Source organism: Brotonthovivens ammoniilytica, assembly GCF_025566885.1.
GTDB classification, from domain to species: Bacteria; Bacillota; Clostridia; order Lachnospirales; family Lachnospiraceae; genus Brotonthovivens; species Brotonthovivens ammoniilytica.
The window spans coordinates 616,074-636,349 of record NZ_JAOQJQ010000001.1 but is presented as its reverse complement, the minus strand read 5'-3'; the positions used below and the strand labels follow the sequence as shown (position 1 = coordinate 636,349).

24 protein-coding genes are annotated in these 20,276 nt (G+C 41.6%); 22 read left to right on the top strand and 2 right to left on the bottom strand.

Going from position 1 to position 20,276, the window contains the following annotated elements; translation table 11 throughout:
- Positions 1–103 precede the first annotated feature (103 nt).
- Positions 104–310: an alpha/beta-type small acid-soluble spore protein gene (locus OCV88_RS02910; RefSeq protein ID WP_158424127.1), complete on the top strand. Its 207-nt coding sequence runs from the start codon at positions 104–106 to the stop codon at positions 308–310.
- A 303-nt stretch (positions 311–613) separates the two neighbouring features.
- Positions 614–1,537 (top strand): LysR family transcriptional regulator, encoded by a 924-nt coding sequence (locus OCV88_RS02905; RefSeq protein WP_262590614.1) that lies wholly within the window; start codon positions 614–616, stop codon positions 1,535–1,537.
- Positions 1,538–1,640: 103 nt separating this feature from the next.
- On the opposite strand, the gene OCV88_RS02900 is transcribed toward OCV88_RS02905, so the two are convergent.
- Positions 1,641–3,386 (bottom strand): Rqc2 family fibronectin-binding protein, encoded by a 1,746-nt coding sequence (locus tag OCV88_RS02900; protein WP_158424125.1) that lies wholly within the window; start codon positions 3,384–3,386, stop codon positions 1,641–1,643.
- A 167-nt stretch (positions 3,387–3,553) separates the two neighbouring features.
- Between OCV88_RS02900 and OCV88_RS02895 the strand changes: the two genes are divergently transcribed.
- The 10 genes from OCV88_RS02895 to OCV88_RS02850 all read left to right on the top strand — a co-directional run bounded on the left by OCV88_RS02895 (position 3,554) and on the right by OCV88_RS02850 (position 9,721).
- Positions 3,554–4,432, top strand: a complete 879-nt coding sequence (locus tag OCV88_RS02895) for a YicC/YloC family endoribonuclease (RefSeq protein WP_158424124.1) — start codon at positions 3,554–3,556, stop codon at positions 4,430–4,432.
- Between the two features lie 9 nt (positions 4,433–4,441).
- Positions 4,442–4,702, top strand: coding sequence for a DUF370 domain-containing protein (locus OCV88_RS02890; protein WP_158424123.1), 261 nt, complete (start codon positions 4,442–4,444; stop codon positions 4,700–4,702).
- Position 4,703: 1 nt separating this feature from the next.
- Positions 4,704–5,345, top strand: coding sequence for a guanylate kinase (gene gmk, locus OCV88_RS02885; RefSeq protein WP_158424122.1), 642 nt, complete (start codon positions 4,704–4,706; stop codon positions 5,343–5,345).
- Positions 5,342–5,599, top strand: a complete 258-nt coding sequence (rpoZ, locus tag OCV88_RS02880; protein WP_158424121.1) for a DNA-directed RNA polymerase subunit omega — start codon at positions 5,342–5,344, stop codon at positions 5,597–5,599. The genes gmk and rpoZ overlap by 4 nt, the downstream gene beginning before the upstream one ends.
- 61 nt (positions 5,600–5,660) lie before the next feature.
- Positions 5,661–6,986, top strand: a complete 1,326-nt coding sequence (gene rimO, locus OCV88_RS02875) for a 30S ribosomal protein S12 methylthiotransferase RimO (protein WP_158424120.1) — start codon at positions 5,661–5,663, stop codon at positions 6,984–6,986.
- Positions 6,983–7,525 (top strand): CDP-diacylglycerol--glycerol-3-phosphate 3-phosphatidyltransferase, encoded by a 543-nt coding sequence (pgsA, locus tag OCV88_RS02870; protein ID WP_158424119.1) that lies wholly within the window; start codon positions 6,983–6,985, stop codon positions 7,523–7,525. Before rimO ends, pgsA begins: the two co-directional genes overlap by 4 nt.
- Entirely contained in the window at positions 7,525–8,028 is a 504-nt protein-coding gene (locus tag OCV88_RS02865; RefSeq protein ID WP_262590613.1) for a CinA family protein, read from the top strand. Before pgsA ends, OCV88_RS02865 begins: the two co-directional genes overlap by 1 nt.
- The gene (gene rsmD, locus OCV88_RS02860; protein WP_158424117.1) at positions 8,025–8,573 is read left to right on the top strand and encodes a 16S rRNA (guanine(966)-N(2))-methyltransferase RsmD; all 549 of its coding nucleotides are present in this window, start codon (positions 8,025–8,027) and stop codon (positions 8,571–8,573) included. Before OCV88_RS02865 ends, rsmD begins: the two co-directional genes overlap by 4 nt.
- A gap of 22 nt (positions 8,574–8,595) precedes the next feature.
- Positions 8,596–9,081, top strand: coding sequence for a pantetheine-phosphate adenylyltransferase (gene coaD, locus OCV88_RS02855; RefSeq protein ID WP_158424116.1), 486 nt, complete (start codon positions 8,596–8,598; stop codon positions 9,079–9,081).
- 13 nt (positions 9,082–9,094) lie between these two features.
- Positions 9,095–9,721: an ATPase gene (locus tag OCV88_RS02850; protein ID WP_158424115.1), complete on the top strand. Its 627-nt coding sequence runs from the start codon at positions 9,095–9,097 to the stop codon at positions 9,719–9,721.
- On the opposite strand, the gene OCV88_RS02845 is transcribed toward OCV88_RS02850, so the two are convergent.
- Positions 9,710–10,633 (bottom strand): hypothetical protein, encoded by a 924-nt coding sequence (locus OCV88_RS02845; RefSeq protein WP_158424114.1) that lies wholly within the window; start codon positions 10,631–10,633, stop codon positions 9,710–9,712. The two genes, OCV88_RS02850 and OCV88_RS02845, sit on opposite strands and share 12 nt — an antisense overlap.
- 54 nt (positions 10,634–10,687) lie before the next feature.
- On the opposite strand from OCV88_RS02845, the gene OCV88_RS02840 reads away from it, so the two are divergent.
- The 10 genes from OCV88_RS02840 to hisG all read left to right on the top strand — a co-directional run bounded on the left by OCV88_RS02840 (position 10,688) and on the right by hisG (position 20,264).
- Positions 10,688–12,139: an aminoacyl-histidine dipeptidase gene (locus tag OCV88_RS02840; protein ID WP_158424113.1), complete on the top strand. Its 1,452-nt coding sequence runs from the start codon at positions 10,688–10,690 to the stop codon at positions 12,137–12,139.
- Positions 12,140–12,183: 44 nt separating this feature from the next.
- Entirely contained in the window at positions 12,184–12,810 is a 627-nt protein-coding gene (locus OCV88_RS02835) for a M23 family metallopeptidase (RefSeq protein WP_158424112.1), read from the top strand.
- Complete coding sequence (locus OCV88_RS02830) at positions 12,807–13,523, top strand: pseudouridine synthase (protein ID WP_262590612.1); 717 nt, start codon at positions 12,807–12,809, stop codon at positions 13,521–13,523. Before OCV88_RS02835 ends, OCV88_RS02830 begins: the two co-directional genes overlap by 4 nt.
- Before the next feature lie 3 nt (positions 13,524–13,526).
- Positions 13,527–14,195, top strand: a complete 669-nt coding sequence (locus OCV88_RS02825) for an HAD family hydrolase (protein WP_158424111.1) — start codon at positions 13,527–13,529, stop codon at positions 14,193–14,195.
- Entirely contained in the window at positions 14,192–16,093 is a 1,902-nt protein-coding gene (locus tag OCV88_RS02820) for a YgiQ family radical SAM protein (protein ID WP_158424110.1), read from the top strand. The genes OCV88_RS02825 and OCV88_RS02820 overlap by 4 nt, the downstream gene beginning before the upstream one ends.
- A 5-nt stretch (positions 16,094–16,098) precedes the next feature.
- Positions 16,099–17,118, top strand: coding sequence for an RluA family pseudouridine synthase (locus OCV88_RS02815; RefSeq protein ID WP_158424109.1), 1,020 nt, complete (start codon positions 16,099–16,101; stop codon positions 17,116–17,118).
- Between the two features lie 4 nt (positions 17,119–17,122).
- Positions 17,123–17,767, top strand: a complete 645-nt coding sequence (locus tag OCV88_RS02810) for a histidine phosphatase family protein (RefSeq protein ID WP_158424108.1) — start codon at positions 17,123–17,125, stop codon at positions 17,765–17,767.
- Positions 17,767–18,300 carry a Holliday junction resolvase RecU gene (locus tag OCV88_RS02805; RefSeq protein WP_158424107.1) on the top strand — a complete coding sequence of 178 codons (534 nt, stop codon included), beginning with the start codon at positions 17,767–17,769 and terminating at the stop codon, positions 18,298–18,300. Before OCV88_RS02810 ends, OCV88_RS02805 begins: the two co-directional genes overlap by 1 nt.
- Before the next feature lie 119 nt (positions 18,301–18,419).
- The gene (hisZ, locus tag OCV88_RS02800; protein WP_158424106.1) at positions 18,420–19,607 is read left to right on the top strand and encodes an ATP phosphoribosyltransferase regulatory subunit; all 1,188 of its coding nucleotides are present in this window, start codon (positions 18,420–18,422) and stop codon (positions 19,605–19,607) included.
- A gap of 12 nt (positions 19,608–19,619) precedes the next feature.
- A complete protein-coding gene (hisG, locus tag OCV88_RS02795; protein ID WP_158424105.1) occupies positions 19,620–20,264 on the top strand; it encodes an ATP phosphoribosyltransferase in 645 nt (214 codons plus the stop codon).
- The last annotated feature ends 12 nt before the right edge of the window (positions 20,265–20,276 follow it).

The window sequence follows — 20,276 nt, the reverse complement described above, 5'->3', positions numbered from 1 at the left end:
TACCTGTGTACATCTAAAAAAATGAGAGATACTATATTTACAGCTGTAAAAAAGAAAACATGTTTTCTGACAAAACTTTTTATCTACACAGGAGGAAAATGCAATGTCAGGAAAATCTACAAATAAAGCATCTGTCCCTGAAGCAAAGGCTGCTTTAAACAAATTCAAATATGAAGTAGCGAACGAAATCGGTGTTCCTTTAAAAGAAGGATACAATGGTGACCTTACTTCCCGTCAGAATGGTTCTGTTGGGGGGTATATGGTAAAGAAGATGATCGAAGCACAGGAACGTCAGATGGCTGACAGATAAAAAAACTATGAGTAAAAAGCAGAGCGGATGCGTCCGTTCTGTTTTTTTACGCTATAGGAAATACCATGTTGTGATAAAGCCGAAAAGTGCCGATTCCTATAGAGCAAAAAACGCTCCGCTGATGATCGCACTGCGGCGGAGTGGAATCATGTCGCAAAAGCGACCCGCCGCAGGCGGAGAATTCTGCCGTGGCAGGATTCTTTTTTAGTGTAAGAAAATCTTCTGGCGGCAGTGTGGGTTTCCTGTTACAATATTTATAGAAGCGGAAAAGAAATGATTCTTTTTGGAAAGGGGGCGTATTTTGTGGAATATCAACGAATTAAATACTTTTTAAAAGCAGCCAAAACCCAGAATTTTTCAAAAGCAGCTAAAGAAATGTATATTTCCCCCCAGGCTTTAACCAAACAGATCTCGCTGTTAGAAGAGGAGCTTGGTGTAAAATTGTTTGAACGGTCAACCAGAAATGTGCATCTGACAGAGCTTGGAGTTCTGGCTGAAAATAAGTTTGGCCAGATAGACAAAGAACTGAAGCTGGCGGTTTCTGAAATTAGAAAAGCCGGAGAAGTGTTAACCGGAAAGGTAAGAGTTGGAATTTTTTCGGCCCTTCCAAAGGAAGAGTTTATTACCCCTATACTGACACTGATTCTGGCAAATGTACCCAATAGTCATATTGAGCTTAAAATGATGGAGCTATTTGATATTCAAAAAGATATGATGGAGGGGAAACTGGATCTGGCATTTACCAATGCCCATGAAGAGGAGGACTGGGGCAGCTGCCATAAGCTGGTGTTTCATACAGTTCCCGCTCAGATTGTTGTATCACTGTATCATCCCTGGGCAGTAAAAGATGAGATTACAGAAGAAGATATGAAAAAAGAGACATTTTTGAAAATGGATCACAATGCACCTTATAAAAAGGAAGTAGGAAATGACGGATTTTATTATCATATTCCCTGCAGGGAAGTGGTAACGGTCCCCAACTTTATAACACTGCTTACTATGCTGTCCCAGGCAGAAGGATTCGCTGTGTTTCCAAAAGCGTTTCATGATTCTCATACTGCAAAGTTTAAATATTTTGACGTTCCCGGAAAAGATTTTAGATTTCAGACGGCATGTTTTTATCATAAGGATTCTCCTAATCCTAACATAACCCCCATTCTGCAGCTGATTCGGGACGAATTTAATGTCAGAGAAGCAGATTTTCACGGAGAATGCTGTGAAATTTAAAATACCGGAAAGTAACTGAAGTTTTCAAAACCGAAAAGCCTTACAGCTGTGTGATAATATGGCGCAGCTGTAAGGTTCTTTTGTTTTAGCAGCCGAGAATTGTTTATGATTCAGAAATCAGCTTCAGCGCGCTGATATCCGGTTCCATAGTAAGAGAATAGTTTGTATAGTAAACTACAAACCCCGGCTTGCTTTTATTTGGTTTTTTCACATTTTTTTTCTGCAGATAATCTATCTCCACTTTATCACTGTCCCGTCCCTTTGAGTAGTAAGCTGCCAGACGTCCGGCATCTTCAAATACATGATCCGGCAGATCGCCGGTTTTCGTTTTTACAATGACATGTGATCCCGGCATTCCTTTTGCATGAAACCACCAGTCATTTCCTTCTGCAAATTTAAAGGTTAATTCATCATTCTGAAAATTATTTTTTCCCACATAAATGTCATAACCGTCCTGTGTCTGATAATGATATGGGCGGTTTTTTTTCCCTGATTTTTTCTGACCGGATTTTCGTTTGATGTATCCATATTCCACAAGCTCTTCTTTAATCTGTGCCAGGTCAGATTCTGACACTGCAAGATCAAGGGCAGTAGCAATGGATTCTAAATGTTCGATATCGCTTTTTGTTTCTACAAGTAATTTTGTTAAAGCCTCGCTGGTCCTTTTCAGCTTATTATAGCGTTCAAAATATCTGCCGGCATTTTCTGCCGGAGAAAGTGCCGGATCCAGAGGAACTTTGATTTCTTTATTATTGTCATAGTAGTTTTCACATACTAGTTCTTTTGCTTCTGGTTCCACTCCATAACCGTAAGTATGAAGCATTTCACCATAAATTCTGTATTTTTCCCTTTTTTCGGTATCCTGCATCTGTTTTTGCTGCAGTGCATATTTCTTTCGATTCCGCTCTAATGCAGTGGTAACAATTCTTCTTAAGTCAGAGGACTTCTGCCTGATTCTTGTAAAAATATTTTTTTCTGCGTAAAAGGTTTCTAAAACCTCTGATATAGAATCGCAGGAAACACTGGCAAGGTCACTATATTCCTTTAATGCCACAGAGGAAAATTCCACAGGCTCCTTTCCTCGCTTGATGATGCAGGGCGCATAGGTGTGACTGGATACACAACTTAAAACTGCACAAAAGGAGATATAAAGCTGTCGGATTTCTGCCTCATTGCAGGATGCAGCAGGCTGATCTCCGTCCAGCTTGCAGCGGTAACAGATCTCATTTGCAATCAGCGGACTGATTCCGGTGTAAGAAGTGTAGAGCGTTTTTGAGAGTGTCATGGGCTTTGATAAAATCAACTGGCAGAAAGATGTTTCATCACAGGTCAGAGGATCCTCTTTTTGAGCCGTGTTGGGAATAAAATAGGTTCTGCCGGGAAGCACTTCCCGGACGGAGCTTACCTGTGCGGAAATATGTTTGATACTGTCAATGATTTTATCCTGTTCATCGCAAAAAATAATATTGCTGTGTTTTCCCATAAGCTCTGCAATAAGCTTTTTGTGCCGCAGATCTCCAAGATCATCCAGATGCTCAATCTCAAAAACAACGATCCGCTCTAAACCCGGCTGATAAATCTTTGTAATTCTGCCATTTGCAATATGTTTGCGCAAAAGCATACAGAAATTGGGCGCAGTCATAGGACTGGGTTTATTTTTATCAGTAAGGTACATCAGCGGAAGAGAAGCGCTGGCTGAAATCAGCAGCCGCTTTTGTCCATTGTGACCTTTCAGTGTCAGTAAAAGCTCGTCTGTTTCTGGCTGGGCAATTTTGCTGATTCTGCCGCCGGAAGCAAACTGATTAAGATCATATATTAAATTGGATATTACAATGCCATCCAAAGCCATAATTCATTCCTCCGATTTTGATTTACATATCAGTTTAGTATAACTGATTTTTCCCAAAAAACCAAGAATGTGATTTGACTTCCTTGGAAAAACCTTTTATAATACCATTATCATGCATTCAGAATGTCCGGTTCCAGGAGATGCAATGCATATGAATGGAGGAATCTATGATAAAAAGTATGACCGGTTTTGGCCGCTGTGAACTTAACCATGAGAAGCTTAAGCTGACAGTGGAAATGAAATCTGTTAATAACCGGTATCTGGATTTGAATATCAAGATGCCGAAAAAATTGAATTTTTTTGAGGCGGCCATCCGTTCGCTTCTGAAAGAAAAAATTCAGCGGGGAAAAGTAGATCTTTACATTTCCTATGAAAATCTGGCAGAAAGCTGTGTTACCGTCAAATATAACCGGGAACTTGCCGCTGAATATCTCCGGCATTTAAACAGTATGGCCGAAGAATTCAAACTGGAAAATGACATTCATACCAGTACCCTTTCCAGATATCCGGAAGTTCTTTCCATGGAAGAACAGCCATCAGATGAAAAAGCGCTGTGGCCGTATCTTGAAACAGCCATTCAAGAGGCCTGCTGTCAGTTTATTACTGCAAGAGAAACAGAGGGAGAAAATCTGTACCGGGATTTGAATCAGAAACTGGACCAGATGCTTGTCAATGTGGACAAAGTAGAAGCGCGTTCCCCCAGGATACTGGCTGAATACCGGCAGAAGCTGGAGGAGAAAGTACAGGAGCTTCTTGGGGATACCCAGATTGAGGAATCGCGCCTTGCAGCAGAAGTGGTGCTGTTTGCGGATAAAATATGTACAGATGAGGAAACTGTCCGCTTAAAAAGCCATATTCAGACTACAAAGGAAACTCTGAATATGACCGGAAGCATTGGACGAAAGCTGGATTTTATTGCCCAGGAAATGAACAGGGAGGCAAATACCATTCTGTCTAAGGCAAATGATCTAGAAGTGTCAAATCTGGCAATTGCACTGAAAACAGAAATTGAAAAAGTAAGAGAACAGATTCAGAATATAGAATAAGGACAGCATATGGCAGGTTTAATGAATATTGGTTTTGGCAATGTTGTCAATACAGATAAAATTATTACAATTATCAGCCCTGATTCCGCTCCGGCCAAACGAATGGTGCAGCGGGCAAAAGAAGATGACAGGATTGTAGATGCAACTCAGGGAAGACGCACAAAAAGTGTAATTCTGACGGAAAGCAGTCACATTATATTATCTGCACTGCAGCCGGATACCTTAGCAGGTAGATTTCAGGGAAAAGATTTAACGGAAGAAGGGAAATAACATGAATCAAAAAGGAAAACTGATTATTATGTCAGGCTTTTCCGGTTCCGGAAAGGGTACCATTACCAAACTGCTTCTAGAACAATTTCAAGATGAATATGCGTTGTCTGTTTCAGCAACTACCCGCGGCCCCAGAGAGGGAGAAGTAAACGGTCAGCACTATTTTTTCCTGAGCACAGAAGAATTTGAACAGATGATACAGGAAAATGCGTTTCTTGAATATGCCAGATATGTAGACAATTATTACGGCACTCCTAAAAAATATGTGGAAGAGCAGTTAAACCGGGGCAGAAACGTAATTCTTGAAATAGAAATCCAGGGAGCACTTCAAGTAAAAAAACTTGTTCCGGATGCGCTGCTGCTGTTTGTGACCCCGCCGTCGGCAGAGGTTTTAAAGAAACGTCTGAAAGACCGGGGAACGGAGACAGATGAAGTAATTGCTTCCCGTTTAAACAGAGCCATTGAGGAAGCCGACGGCTGCGAAGCATATGATTATCTGATTATTAATGATGATCTTCAGGTATGCGTAAAACAGATTCATCATATTATTCAGAGCGAAAAATGCAAAATGGCCCAAAATATTTCTATTATTGATCAGATCAGAAATGATTTAAATATAGTTTCGAAAGGAGAACATTTATGATCCATCCATCCTACACAGAACTGATGCAAAAAGTAAATAATGAGGTAGAACTGGGCGATGAACCGGTAATTAACAGCCGGTATTCCATTGTTATTGCTACTGCAAAACGAGCACGTCAGATTATCGGAGGGGCAGAACCTTATGTCAGCAATGCGGCAGGTAAAAAACCATTGTCTATTGCTGTAGAAGAATTATACAGCGGTGATGTAAAAATCCTTGGTGAAGACGATACGAATACAGAAGAAGAATTTTAATTGATAGATTCCGCTGTCTCAAAGTGTATACTTGAGACAGCTGTTTCATTCTGGAGGAAATATGAAGATTTTGTTTATTTCACTTGGATGTGACAAAAATCTTGTTGATACTGAATTTATGCTGGGACAGCTTACGGATGCATCCTATGCATTTACTAATGATGAAAGTGAAGCAGATATTATTGTTATTAATACCTGCTGTTTTATTCATGACGCCAAAGAAGAGAGTATTCAAAGCATTCTTCAGATGGCCGAATATAAAAAGAGCGGCAGTTTAAAAGTACTGATTGTCTGCGGCTGTCTGGCCCAGAGATATCAGCAGGAGATTATGGACGAAATCCCGGAAGTGGATGCCGTTCTTGGAACAAATTCAACAAAGGATATCTGCAAAGCAATTGAAACTGTTTTAAGCGGACAGCCCTTTTCTGCCTTTCATCCCATGAATTATATAGAAAAACGAAAGGCAGAAAGCCGGCTTCTTACAAAAGGAGGACATACTGCTTATCTGAAAATTGCGGAAGGATGTGATAAACACTGTACCTACTGTATTATTCCATCCATCCGGGGAAATTACCGCAGTATACCTATAGAAGATCTTGTAAACCAGGCGGAGTCCCTTGTAAAAAAAGGCGTCAAAGAGCTGATTCTTGTGGCTCAGGAAACGACGGTTTACGGAAAAGATCTGTATGGCAGAAAATCTCTGCCTGCTTTGCTGGACCGGTTAAATAAAATATCCGGCCTGTACTGGATCCGGCTTTTATACTGCTATCCGGAAGAGATCGACGATGATTTGATTCATGCTATAGAAAGAAATAAAAAAGTATGCCATTATATCGACATGCCCATCCAGCATATCAATGATACTATTTTAAAGCGAATGGGAAGGCATACCAGTAAAGCAGATATTTTGAAAATTATTTATAAATTGCGCCAGCGGATTCCTGATATTGCACTGCGGACAACGTTAATCTGTGGATTTCCCGGAGAAACCAGCCAGCAGCATGAAGAGCTGATGTATTTTCTCAACGAAACAGAGTTTGACAGACTGGGAGCTTTTACTTACTCCAGAGAAGAAGATACTCCTGCGGCCGGCTTGCCGGATCAGGTAGACGAAGAACTGAAAGCTCAGTGGAAAGATGAGGTCATGGAGCTTCAGGAAGAAATTATTTTTGACACCAATGAGACCCTGATCGGACGCCAACTGGATGTGATGATTGAAGGAGAACTTACCTCTGAAAACGCCTATATCGGACGAACCTACAGAGATGCTCCGGATATTGACGGCTATGTTTTTATTCAGACGGATGAAACGCTGATGTCCGGGGACTTTGCAAGAGTAAAGATTACAGGCGCTTATGAATATGATCTGATAGGAGAATTGCTATGAATTTACCAAATAAACTAACGATGTTCCGGGTGGTTCTGATCCCCTTTTTTGTATTCTTTATGCTGTTTTCGCCCCTGGGACGAATTGGTGATTATATTGCCCTTATTATTTTTGTTGCTGCCAGCCTGACAGATCTTTTAGACGGCAAGATTGCAAGAAAGTATAACCTTGTAACAAACTTCGGAAAATTTATGGATCCCTTAGCGGACAAGCTGCTGGTATGTTCTGCCATGATTTGTCTGATTGAAGTAAACCGTCTGGCTTCCTGGATTGTAATTATTATTATTGCAAGGGAATTTATTATCAGCGGATTCCGTCTGATTGCTGCCGATAATCAGATTGTGATAGCTGCCAGCATGTGGGGAAAAGTAAAAACTGTGACCCAAATGATTATGATTATTCTTTTAATTCTGAATTTTGCATTTTTACCCTTTCAGATACTGGCTGTCATTGTCACATACCTGGCGCTGGTATTAACAATTGTTTCACTGGTTGATTATCTTGTGAAAAACAAAGGAGTATTAAAGGAGCAGAAATAGTGGAAGCTAAGATAGAAGAAAAGATTGCAAAGCTGTGTGAAAAACATCATCTGACCGTGTCAACAGCAGAGTCCTGCACCGGAGGGCTAGTGGCCGGTACTTTGATTAACGCTCCCGGTGTATCTGCCGTTTATAAAGAAGGCTACATTACTTACTCCAATGAGGCAAAGCAGCGTCTGCTGGCCGTATCCGAAGATACTCTGAATGCTTATGGGGCTGTCAGCCATCAGACGGCATATGAGATGGCCGAGGGATGCGCAAAAGCTGCTGACAGTGATTTTGCAGTAACTACCACAGGAATAGCAGGCCCCGGCGGAGGCACAAAACAAAAGCCTGTGGGACTTGTTTACATTGGATGTTATGCCAAAGGCAGCACAAAAACATATGAGAAACATTACTCCGGCAGCCGGACAGAAATCAGAAACCAGGCAGTAACTGATGCTCTGGCTCTTTTGTACCACGCTGTTTTGGAAGTTTGTGAAACAGATGGAGGTCATTTATGAGAATTATAGCCGGCACTGCACGAAGCATGCCTTTAAAAACCATTCCGGGAACAGATACAAGACCAACTACAGACCGTATCAAAGAAACACTTTTTAATATGATTCAGATAGAAGTGCCCGGATGCTATTTTCTGGATCTGTTTTCCGGAAGCGGCAGTATTGCTCTAGAAGCAGTGAGCCGCGGCGCCACAAAAGCAGTTCTTGTGGAAAACAGCCGGAAGGCGGCTGCATGTATCCAGGATAATATTAATTTCACAAAATTCAACTCTTTTTGTGATCTGAAAGTTATGGATGCAGTATCCGCTTTAAGAACACTGGAACGAAAATATGTGTTTGATATTGTTTATATGGATCCGCCCTATAATCAAAATCTGGAGAAAGAGGTTCTTTCCTATTTGAAAGAGTCTTCTGTGATAGATGAAGATTCTCTGATTATTATTGAAACTTCTCTGGAAACAGATCTATCAGAATACACAGCAGAGGGGTACAGAATCGTAAAACAAAAAAAGTATAAAACCAATCAGCACATTTTTTTACAAAAGTAAAGTTAGCAAGAGGATAATTCCTATGAAAAAAGCAATTTATCCCGGAAGTTTTGATCCTATGACTTTCGGACACCTGGATATAATAGAAAGATCATCCAAAATCTTTGATGAGCTCAATGTGGCGGTTTTGCGCAATAATGCAAAAAATCCGTTGTTTTCTACAGATGAACGTGTTAGTATGATAAAAGATATGACCAGCCACTTGCCAAATGTAACTGTATCATCTTTTGATGGGTTACTGGTAGAATACGCAGATGAAATCGGTGCAGGCATTGTAATTCGTGGTCTGCGCGCTGTTACCGATTTTGAATATGAGCTTCAGATTGCCCAGACAAACCGGATTGTAAATCCAAAGCTGGATACGGTATTTTTAACGACCAGTCTGGAGTATGCATATTTAAGTTCTACAATTGTCAAAGAAGTTGCGTCTTACGGCGGTGATATTTCCAAATTTGTTCCGGAGAAGATTCTGCCGGAAGTATATAAGAAGTTAAATATCAACAGATAAGGAGTTGTTCAAAATGAGTAGCCGTTTGGAACAGATTATTGAAGAAATTGAAAATTATATCGGAAGCTGCAAGACACAGCCGCTGTCTCCTTCCAAAATTATTGTAAATAAAGATGAAATCGAAGAGCTTTTGACAGAACTGCGGATGAAGACTCCGGACGAGATCAAGCGCTATCAGAAAATTATCAATAATAAAGACGCTATTTTAGCAGATGCCCAGGCAAAAGCGAATGAAATTATTGAAGCTGCACAGATTCACACTAACGAACTGGTAAGTGAGCATCAGATTATGCAGCAGGCCTATGCCCAGGCAAATGAAGTTGTAATGATTGCCACCAATCAGGCTCAGGAAATTCTGGATAAAGCAACGGAGGATGCCAACAATATCCGCACCGCATCCATTGAATATACAGATAACCTTCTTGGAAATCTGGAGAATATTGTATCTCATGCAATTGACACTTCCAAGGCAAAATATGACAGCCTCCTTGCATCTTTGCAGAACTGCCAGGACATCGTATTAGCCAACAGAAATGAACTCAAACCCGATGTGGAAGGGGAAGGAGCCGGAGATTCTGAGGCTTCTAAAAAGGAAGAGCAGGATGAAATCTCTATTATTTCTTCCAAATCAGAAGAATAGCTGATACAGAATTTTTGCGGCAATAAAGCTGACTGCGGTACAGATGAGTTTAAAGGTGATATATTGTTTTCTTTTAAATTCTGCCCCTTTCATAATTGCATTTGTCTGAAACAGCCCGCAGAAGCCGCCGAAGGATACGATGGCGCAGATCAATGGCAGTTTCCATGCTTGGGACATGTCAGAAGCGGCAATGTTCTGAGTGCCGGTTGTGATTTCCAGGATACCGGATATCAGGGCTTTGCCTGCCGGAATATCAACAGGCAGCGATTCTACAGCGCCGGATAAAATAGAAAATACTACAATATATCCGGCCACTCTCAGCATTGTTTCAAATCCATTCATAATACCGGCATCTATGATTTTAAAGTTTATTTGAGATCGGGATGCCGGTATTTTGCGTAAAGAAGCGCTTTTATCCCGGCGGCTCATCCAGACGGCGCCGCATATTAACGGTGGAAGATAAATAGACAGCAGCAGGATGGGTGCAAATCTGCTGTCCTTAAGCTGTGAAGCTGCTATGTAATTTACGACAAAAGCCGGACCGAACTGATTGCTGATGGCACACAGCTTTGTTGCTTCTTTTGCATTCAGATGTCCTAAAGCGTACATATCTGCCGTCAATTTGCTTCCAATGGGAAATCCGCATACAAAACCAAGACAGATGGGATAGAGGGTTTCCGGCCGTATCACCCGTTTTCCCGGTAACAGTGAAAGAATCTGCCGGAAAATGGTATGATATAAATTGCTTTGAATTATAATATAAGAAATAATGCAAAAGGGCAGAAGCGTTGGGACAACGTTTTTATACCACAATAAAAGACCAAAAGCTGTGTCTGCGGCCATCTGTTTTGGAAATAATAATAAATAAATTAATAATAACGTAAGTACAATAGAAGGAATGATTCTTTTCATAGTTCATTATATGGTCTTTTTTTTAGATCATTCCTGTACAGGAGGTTATCTTTTATGCAATTTCATCATTCACCTGCAGAGCGGGTTTTTTACTATTTTCATGAAATCTGCCAGATTCCCCACGGATCCGGCAATACAAAAGCTGTCAGTGATTACTGTGTGCAGTTTGCAAAAGAGCACGGACTGGAATATTATCAGGATTCCTTAAATAATGTTATTATCATACGGGAAGCCGCGAAAGGATACGAAGATCATAAACCATATATTATTCAGGGCCATCTGGATATGGTTTGTGAAAAGGATGCAGACCGTACCATTGATTTTGAAAAGGAAGGGCTTGATCTGTACGAAGAGCAGGGGTATCTGAAAGCTAGAGGAACAACCCTTGGTGCGGACGACGGTATTGCCATTGCTTACGGACTTGCACTGCTTGAAAAGGAAGATTTGAAAAGCCCCCGGCTGGAAGTTGTTTTTACGGTAGACGAAGAAACCGGAATGTACGGAGCTAAGGGTATTGACTTATCTGTATTAAAGGGGCGGGAGCTTTTAAATCTTGATTCTGAAGAGGAAGGCATTTTTCTGTGCGGCTGTGCAGGAGGGATGCGGGCAAGAGCAGAATTTTCTTTTACAAGGGAAATCCGGTCCGGTATTTTAGCAGTCCTGACATTGACCGGTCTTCATGGGGGCCACTCAGGTTCCGAAATTCAAAAAGAGTACGGGAATGCCATACAGCTGATGGGCCGTGTTTTAAAAGAATTAGAACAGCTGTGTCATTATTCTTTAATTCATATAAACGGAGGGTTAAAGGATAATGCCATACCAAGAGAGGCATCCGCAGAAATACTGCTTTCTGAAGATAATATGGACTCCTTTCACAGCGCAGTATCCCATATGGAGTCAATACTGCACAAAGAGTATGAAAATACAGATCCTGAATTGAAACTTTCAGCAAGTGTGAAAAAGGCTGAAACCTCAGAGCATGTTATGGCCAAACAGGGGAAACATCAGATTTTAACTTTTCTGTATACCATGCCAAACGGGGTTCAGCATATGAGTACAGATCTTTATGACCTTGTGGAAACTTCCCTGAATGCCGGAATTATGACTACATCAGAGAATCATGTTCAGATTTCCTTTTCCATTCGCAGCAGCGTATCTTCCAGAAAAAGACTGCTGGCTGACCAAATCCGGCTCTTGACAGAAAGTCTTTTGGGATGTTATACCGAAGATGGCGAATATCCGGCCTGGGAATATCGGAAGGACTCCTTGCTGCGTAAGCGTTTGATACAGGTTTATGAGGAACTATTTAACCAAAGGCCTAAAGTAGAGGCGATTCATGCAGGACTAGAATGCGGTCTGTTCCTTGAAAAACTTCCAGATCTTGACTGTGTATCCTTAGGGCCCCAAATTGACGATATTCATACGCCGTCAGAAAAGCTCAGTATTGCTTCCACTGAGAAAATTTGGAAGTTTTTATTAGAATTTTTAAAGAAGGGTAATCTTTGATTTTTAGGAAAATAAAAAAAAGAAAACTATGGTTACTGCTTTTTGTGATAATCATTCTGTTTGACATTCTGATGCAGTATGCAATTACCAGGAATCTTTCATCAAACAGAGTGCTGAAAAAAACAGAACAATCCGAAATCCTTAAGGAGCTGGAATTTTTTCCGATTCCAGTCTCTTTGGATGACGAGAGCCTTTCCTTCAGCTATGTAGATACCTGGAACCAGAGCCGTACATATGGAGGAGACCGCCATCATGAAGGAACAGATATCATGACGGATCTCAATGAACCGGGAATTTATCCGGTGGTCAGCATGAGCGACGGTGTTGTGGAGAAGCTTGGCTGGCTTGAGCTTGGCGGTTATCGGGTTGGTATCCGGACAGACAGCGGACTTTACCTTTATTATGCCCACCTGCAGTCCTATATGCCGGATATCAAAGAAGGACAGGAAATAAAAGCGGGAGAATGCATTGGTTTTATCGGTGATACCGGATACGGAAAGGAAGGAACCACCGGAAAATTTGCAACACATCTTCATGTGGGATTTTATCTCCCTGACAAAGAAGGAAGTGATGAAGCCTTGAATCCATATCCATATCTTCAGAAGCTTACGGAAAAAACATTATCCTATCACTATCATAATTATGACTATAATAAAGAAGATACAGCATGAAAACAATCCGATTAGATAAATACTTAACAGACTGTGGGTGCGGCACAAGATCAGAAATGAAACGGGCCGTGCGCCAGGGACTTGTAACGGTAAATGATATTCCCGCTGCCGACAGTTCCATGAAACTAACCCCCGGAACAGATATTGTAAAGTTTCAGGGCCGCACATTACATCACAGTCAGTTTCAATATATTATGTTTCACAAACCGGCGGGCTGCGTAACCGCCGTTACAGATCAGATTCACAAAACAGTTATGGATTATCTGCCCTCTGATCTCCACAAAAATATGGCTCCGGCAGGGCGGCTGAATCTTGACACTGAGGGACTGCTTTTAATAACTGATGACGGAGCCTTAGTCCACAGACTGTTATCTCCCGCCCATCACGTGACGAAAACTTATATTGCCCGGGTAAACGGGCCGGTAACCGATCATGAGATAAAGCTGTTTTTTAGCGGCCTTGATATCGGAGAAGAAAAAACCACAAGACCGGCTCTTCTTAAGATTTTTCATTCGGCATCGGAAGAATCAGAAGTATCTGTTACTGTCACAGAAGGAAAATTTCATCAGATTAAGCGGATGTTTCAGGCAGTAGGGCTTTCTGTTCTCTATCTGAAACGAATTTCCATGGGAAGTCTGACTCTGGATGAATCCCTCCCTCCGGGAGCATACCGGATGCTCACAGAAGAAGAAATTAAAAAACTAAAGGAATAAATTATGTTACATAAAACAAAAGCTGTCATTTTTGATCTGGACGGAACGATGGCGGATTCCATGACCGTCTGGACCGATATTGACCATCTATTTTTTAAAAACAGGGGAATTACTGTTCCAAAGACACTGCAGCAGGATATCGAAGGCAAAAGCTTTACAGAAACCGCAGAATACTTTGTAAAAACTTTTTCACTGCCGGAAACAGTGGAAGAATTAAAGGCAGTCTGGCATAGCCAGGCCATAGAACAGTATCAGTATCATGTGGCGTTAAAGCCAGGTATCCTTGAATTTTTGACATACTTAAAAAGCCGGTCTGTAAAAATTGGAATTGCCACCAGCAATTCCAGGGATCTGCTGAATGCATTTTTAGAGGCCCGCAGTCTTACCGGTTATATTGATGTGTCTGTTACAAGCTGTGATGTTTCCGCCGGGAAACCAGCTCCGGATGTATACTTAAAAACTGCAGAGCTTTTAAAGATTTCCCCAGAAGAATGTCTTGTTTTTGAGGACGTTCCCATGGGGATTCTGGCAGGAAAGCGTGCAGGCATGAAAGTCTGCGCTGTTGAAGATGCCTATTCGGCAGATCAAAGAACCCGGAAACGGGAACTTGCAGACTTTTACATTAACGATTATTTTCAGATATTACAGTCAGATTATGAGGTGCTCCCATGAATGAGTTTTTGCCAGTCAATCGAAAAGAAATGGAAGAAAGAGGTATTACACAGCCGGATTTTGTATATGTCATTGGCGACGCCTATGTAGACCACCCTTCCTTTGGACATGCTGTGATCAGCCGGGTGCTGGAAGCAAATGGTTTTTCCGTTTGTATTATTTCCCAGCCTGACTGGAAAGATCAAAAAAGCATTCAGATTTTTGGCAGGCCCAAACTGGGCTTTCTTGTAACCGGCGGAAATATGGATTCCATGGTAAACCATTATTCCGTTTCCAAAAAACGAAGAACAAAGGATGCCTTTACCCCGGGAGGTGTTATGGGAAAAAGGCCGGATTACGCCACGATTGTATACTGTAATCTGATCCGGCAAAGTTACAAGGATATTCCCATTATTATCGGAGGGCTTGAGGCAAGCTTAAGACGCCTTGCCCATTATGATTACTGGTCCAATAAGGTAAAACGCTCGATTCTGCTGGACTCAGGCGCTGATCTGTTACTTTATGGAATGGGAGAGCGCAGCATTATAGAGACTGCCGAAGCGCTGCAAAGCGGTATTGATATCAAAGATCTGACCTTTATCGACGGAAGCGTTTACCGCACCGGTTCTTTAGAGAGCGTTTACGATGCTGTTACCCTTCCGGATTATCAGACAATTCTGAAAGAGAAACGTTCCTATGCAGAAAGCTTTTATATCCAGTACTGCAATACGGATCCTTTTTCCGGCAGGCGGCTGGTGGAAAGCTACAACAGCCATCTGTATGTAGTACAGAATCCGCCGGCGAAACCCCTTACTCAAAGTGAAATGGACAGTGTTTACAGCCTGCCCTTTATGCGGACCTTTCACCCGTCTTATGAGGAGGCAGGCGGGGTTCCTGCCATTGAAGAGGTAAAATTCAGTCTTGTAAGTAACCGTGGATGTTTTGGCGGCTGCAATTTTTGCGCACTGACCTTTCATCAGGGCAGAATTATTCAGACCAGAAGCCATGAATCCATCTTAAGAGAAGCCAAAGAGATCATCTGGGATCCGGATTTTAAAGGATACATCCACGATGTAGGCGGGCCTACTGCCAATTTTCGTTTTCCTTCCTGTGACAAACAAATGGAGCAGGGCGTCTGCCCCCAAAAACAGTGTCTGTTTCCAAAACCCTGCAAAAATCTGAAGGTAGACCATAAAGATTATCTGCATCTGCTGCGCAGCCTCAGAGAACTGCCAAATGTTAAAAAAGTATTTGTCCGCTCCGGCATCCGGTTTGATTATCTAATGTACGATTCGGACCGTACCTTTTTTCACGAACTATGCCAGCATCATGTCAGCGGCCAGTTAAAGGTGGCCCCGGAGCATATTTCTGATGCAGTTTTGGAAAAAATGGGAAAACCTTCTGTAGATGTTTACAATAGATTTGTAACAGAATATAAAAAAATCAATGAGGCTATAGGGAAAAAACAGTTTCTGGTGCCCTATTTAATGTCTTCCCATCCCGGTTCCACTTTAAAAGAAGCAGTAGAACTGGCGGAGTATTTAAGAGATCTGGGTTATATGCCGGAGCAGGTACAGGATTTTTATCCAACACCTTCCACCATCTCTACCTGCATGTATTATACCGGACTGGATCCTCGGACTATGAAACCGGTTTATACAGCTGTAAATCCTCATGAAAAGGCTATGCAGCGGGCGCTGATTCAATACCGCAATCCCAAAAACTATGATCTGGTATACGAAGCGCTGAAACTGGCCGGCCGGCTGGATCTTATAGGGTACGATAAGAAATGCCTGATCCGTCCAAGAAGGGGACAAAAGCCGGGGACCGGCTATCAGGCATCTAAAAATAAACCAGAAGGAAAAAACAGACCGAAGAAAAAGAAAACCATTCGGAATGTCCATAAAAAGAAAGTATAACTCTTATGAAAGAATTTGAAATCAAACCCTTTGAGGCAGGCCAGCGCCTGGACCGGTATCTGGCAAAACTGTTAAACCAGGCACCAAAAAGTTTTATCTATAAAATGCTTCGGAAAAAAAATATTGTACTAAATGATAAAAAAGCCACCGGCCAGGAATGTCTGGCCGGCCGTGACCGGATAAAGCTGTACTTATCGGATGATACTTTTGATAAATTTTCATTAAAGCCGGCAAAGGAGACAGCATTTAAAAAAGAAGTAAAACCGGCAGAAGAGACCGGCTGTAAAAAACGGTCGCCTGTAAAGAAAGTCCCCGGCAGATTGATTCCTCAGATTGTATATGAAGATCATGATATTCTGATTCTGAATAAGCCTGCCGGTCTGCTGTCCCAAAAAGCAGCGCCACAGGATGATTCCGCGAATGATTTTGTTTTGGACTATCTGTTAGAAAGCGGACAGCTCACAAAGGAAGATCTTTTGACTTTCCGCCCTTCGATCTGCAACCGGCTGGACCGCAACACCTCCGGACTTTTAACTGCCGGGAAATCTATCCGGGGGCTGCAGCAGATGGCAGAGCTTTTAAAGGACCGGACACTGAAAAAATATTATCTGTGCATTGTAAAAGGAAAAGTTACAAAGAACCGGCATTTAAAAGGTTATCTGAAAAAAGATCCCGGGTCTAATAAAGTAGAAATACATACAAAGCCATTTGAGGGAGCGGATTTTATTGAGACTAGCTATATACCATTGAAAACAGCAGAAGAAGCAACGCTTTTGCAGGTGCATTTAATTACCGGACGGTCTCATCAGATCCGGGCGCATTTAGCCTCTATCGGACACCCTGTTCTTGGGGATTATAAATACGGAGATCGAAATATAAACCAGTTTTTAAAAAGCAGAACAGGCATATCCGGCCAGCTGCTTCACGCCTGGAAAATGATTATGCCCGACGGCCGGGAATGGACTGCGCCGCCCCCTGAGAATTTTCGGAAAGCTTTTGATACAATGACAGATAAAAGAGGATAATGAGATGAATATTTATATTATGCGCCACGGAGAAACCTATTGGAACAGCCAGGGACTGATTCAAGGTTCCTCTGACATTGAACTGACTCCCTATGGAATCCAATTGGCAGAACATACAAGAGACGGATTTGAAAAGGACGGCATTTTATTTGACCGAATCTATACCAGCCCTTATATCAGAGCGGTAAAAACAGCGGAAATTATAAACGAAAAACAAAAAGCTCCAATTATCACAGATTTAAGAATCCGTGAAATGTGTTTTGGAGTATACGAAGGAAAAAATATAAAAGAAATTACAGCCGCAGACAGCAATATTCGAAATTGCTTTTCGGTTCCCAGTAACTATCAGGCTTCTGGGGATGCGGAAACCTTTGAAGCAGTATATGAACGTGCAGAAGACTTTTTTCAAAATGAAATAAAACCGTTGGAACATGAATGTAATACAATTTTAATTGTCTGCCACGGCGCTTTTATCCGGGCGGTACTGACAAGGATCCGCAAAATGGACCTGGATGAATTTTGGAGCATCCGCCAGCCAAACTGCTGTGTCAATCTTCTGACTTTAAAAGACGGGAAATTTGCTGTTGAAAAAGAAAATATTCTTTACTATGAAATCAGCGAAGCCCTTGCTAAAAGAGGAATCGTATAATGCCCACATGGAATTCCAGGGGCCTTAGAGGTTCCACTTTAGAAGAATTTATTAACCGGACGAATGAAAAATATCTAGAGCACAATCTCGCTCTGATTCAGAAGATTCCAACACCCATTACACCGGTAAATATTGATAAACAGCACCGGCATATTACTCTTGCTTATTTTGAACAGAAGAGTACTGTGGATTATATTGGGGCGGTGCAGGGGATTCCTGTCTGCTTTGATGCAAAAGAATGCCAGGCAGAGACCTTTCCTCTCCAGAATATCCATGAGCATCAGATCATCTTTATGGAAAACTTTGAAAAGCAGGGGGGAATCGCGTTTCTGATCCTGTATTTTATAAAAAAGGACCAGTTTTATTACCTGAGCCTGCGCCAGCTGATGAGGTTCTGGAACCGCTGTCAAAAGGGCGGAAGAAAAAGCTTTCGATATGATGAGCTGGATCCTGCCTACTTTTTTCAAAGGAACGGCGCCCTGCTGGTTCCATATCTGGATCCCATGCAGATGGACCTTGCGTCCCGGGAATAAACGGTCCTTTCTCTTGACTTTTTAAATAAAATCTTTTATAATAAGCAAAGTTTATTTTGGTAGCATGGTAGCACACTAAAGTGATTCCGGTTACAAAGGACAAGAATGGAGGATTTTGCGTGAAACGAGAATTACTGCATACTCCTGAGGGAGTACGGGATATTTACAGCGAAGAATGTGAAAGGAAGCTGGCACTTGAAAACGGTATTATGTCTGTATTAAGAACATACGGATATCATCCCATTCAAACCCCTGCTTTTGAATTTTTTGATATTTTTGGGAAGGAAATCGGCTCCACCCCTTCTAAAGATCTGTATAAGTTTTTTGACCGGGAAGGCAATACGCTGGTGCTGCGGCCGGATATTACTCCGTCCATTGCCCGCTGTGCTTCCAAATATTTTATGGATGAAAAGATCCCCCTCCGTTTCTGTTATACAGGAAATACATTTATTAATAATTCCAGCTATCAGGGCCGGTTAAAGGAATGTACCCAGTCCGGAGCCGAACTAATCGGGGATCCTTCTGTGGATGCAGATGCGGAAATGATTTCGCTTGCGGTCAATTTGTTAAAAAATGCGGGACTGACTGATTTTCAGATCAGTATCGGTCATGTGGATTTTCTGGAAGGACTTTTAAAGGCCGCCGGATTTGATGAGACAACGGAAGAAGAAATTAAAGATTTTATCAGCAACAAAAATTTTTACGCAGTAGAGGAACTTGTAAAACATGTTTCCCTTGATCCCGACTTAATTGATTTGTTTGGAATGCTGAAAACCTTTATGATACAGACTTCTCATATCAAAGAGGCAAAGGAAAAGGCTAAGAATTATGAAAAAATCTATCTGGCCCTGGAACGGTTAGAACAGCTGGATGAAATATTAAAACTGTATCAGGTTGATCAGTATGTCTCTTATGAGCTGGCAATGCTGTCCGGTCTTGAATATTACACGGGCATTATTTTCTCCGGATATACTTTCGGAACAGGAGAGGCCATTGTAAAAGGCGGAAGATATGATACTCTTTTAACTTATTTTGGAAAAAATGCGCCTGCCACAGGCTTTGTGATTGTGGTAGATCAGCTGATGGCCGCTTTATCCAGACAGAATATAGAGATTCCTCTGGCAAACCGGAATATCTGGATTGTGTACAACTGTCAGAATCAGGCCAATGCCATTACCATTGCCGGAAAACTCAGAAAATCCGGTGAAAATGTAGAATTAATGAAGCTTACAAAAGATACATCCAGGGAAATGTTTGAAGCATATGCTGAAAATTTTAACATAAAAGATGTCATCTACTGTTTATAGGAGGTATGCCCTGTGAGATATTTAACATTCGCACTTGGAAAAGGAAGGCTTGCCAGTAAAACCCTGGAAATGTTTGAAAAGATCGGCATTACCTGTGAGGAAATGAAAGATAAAGATACCAGAAAACTGATTTTTGTAAATGAGGAATTAAAACTCCGTTTTTTCCTTGCCAAAGGTCCTGATGTGCCTACTTATGTGGAATACGGTGCTGCGGATATTGGAATTGTAGGAAAAGACACGATTCTAGAAGAAGGCAGAAACATTTATGAAGTGTTAGATCTTGGTTTTGGAAAATGTAGAATGTGTGTCTGCGGACCTCAGTCAGCAGAAGAACTTTTAAAGCATCATGAACTCATTCGTGTAGCTACAAAATATCCGAAAATTGCAAAGGATTATTTTTATAATACAAAGCATCAGACTGTTGAGATTATTAAACTTAATGGTTCCATTGAACTGGCTCCCATTGTGGGACTTTCAGAAGTAATTGTTGATATCGTGGAAACCGGTTCCACTCTGCGGGAAAACGGGCTGAATGTTTTAGAAGAAGTCTGCCCGCTGTCTGCAAGGATGGTAGTCAATCAGGTAAGCATGAAAATGGAACAGGAAAGAATTTCAAAACTGATTGACAATCTGCGCACAGTACTGACAGAAGCATAAAGGAGAGACAAA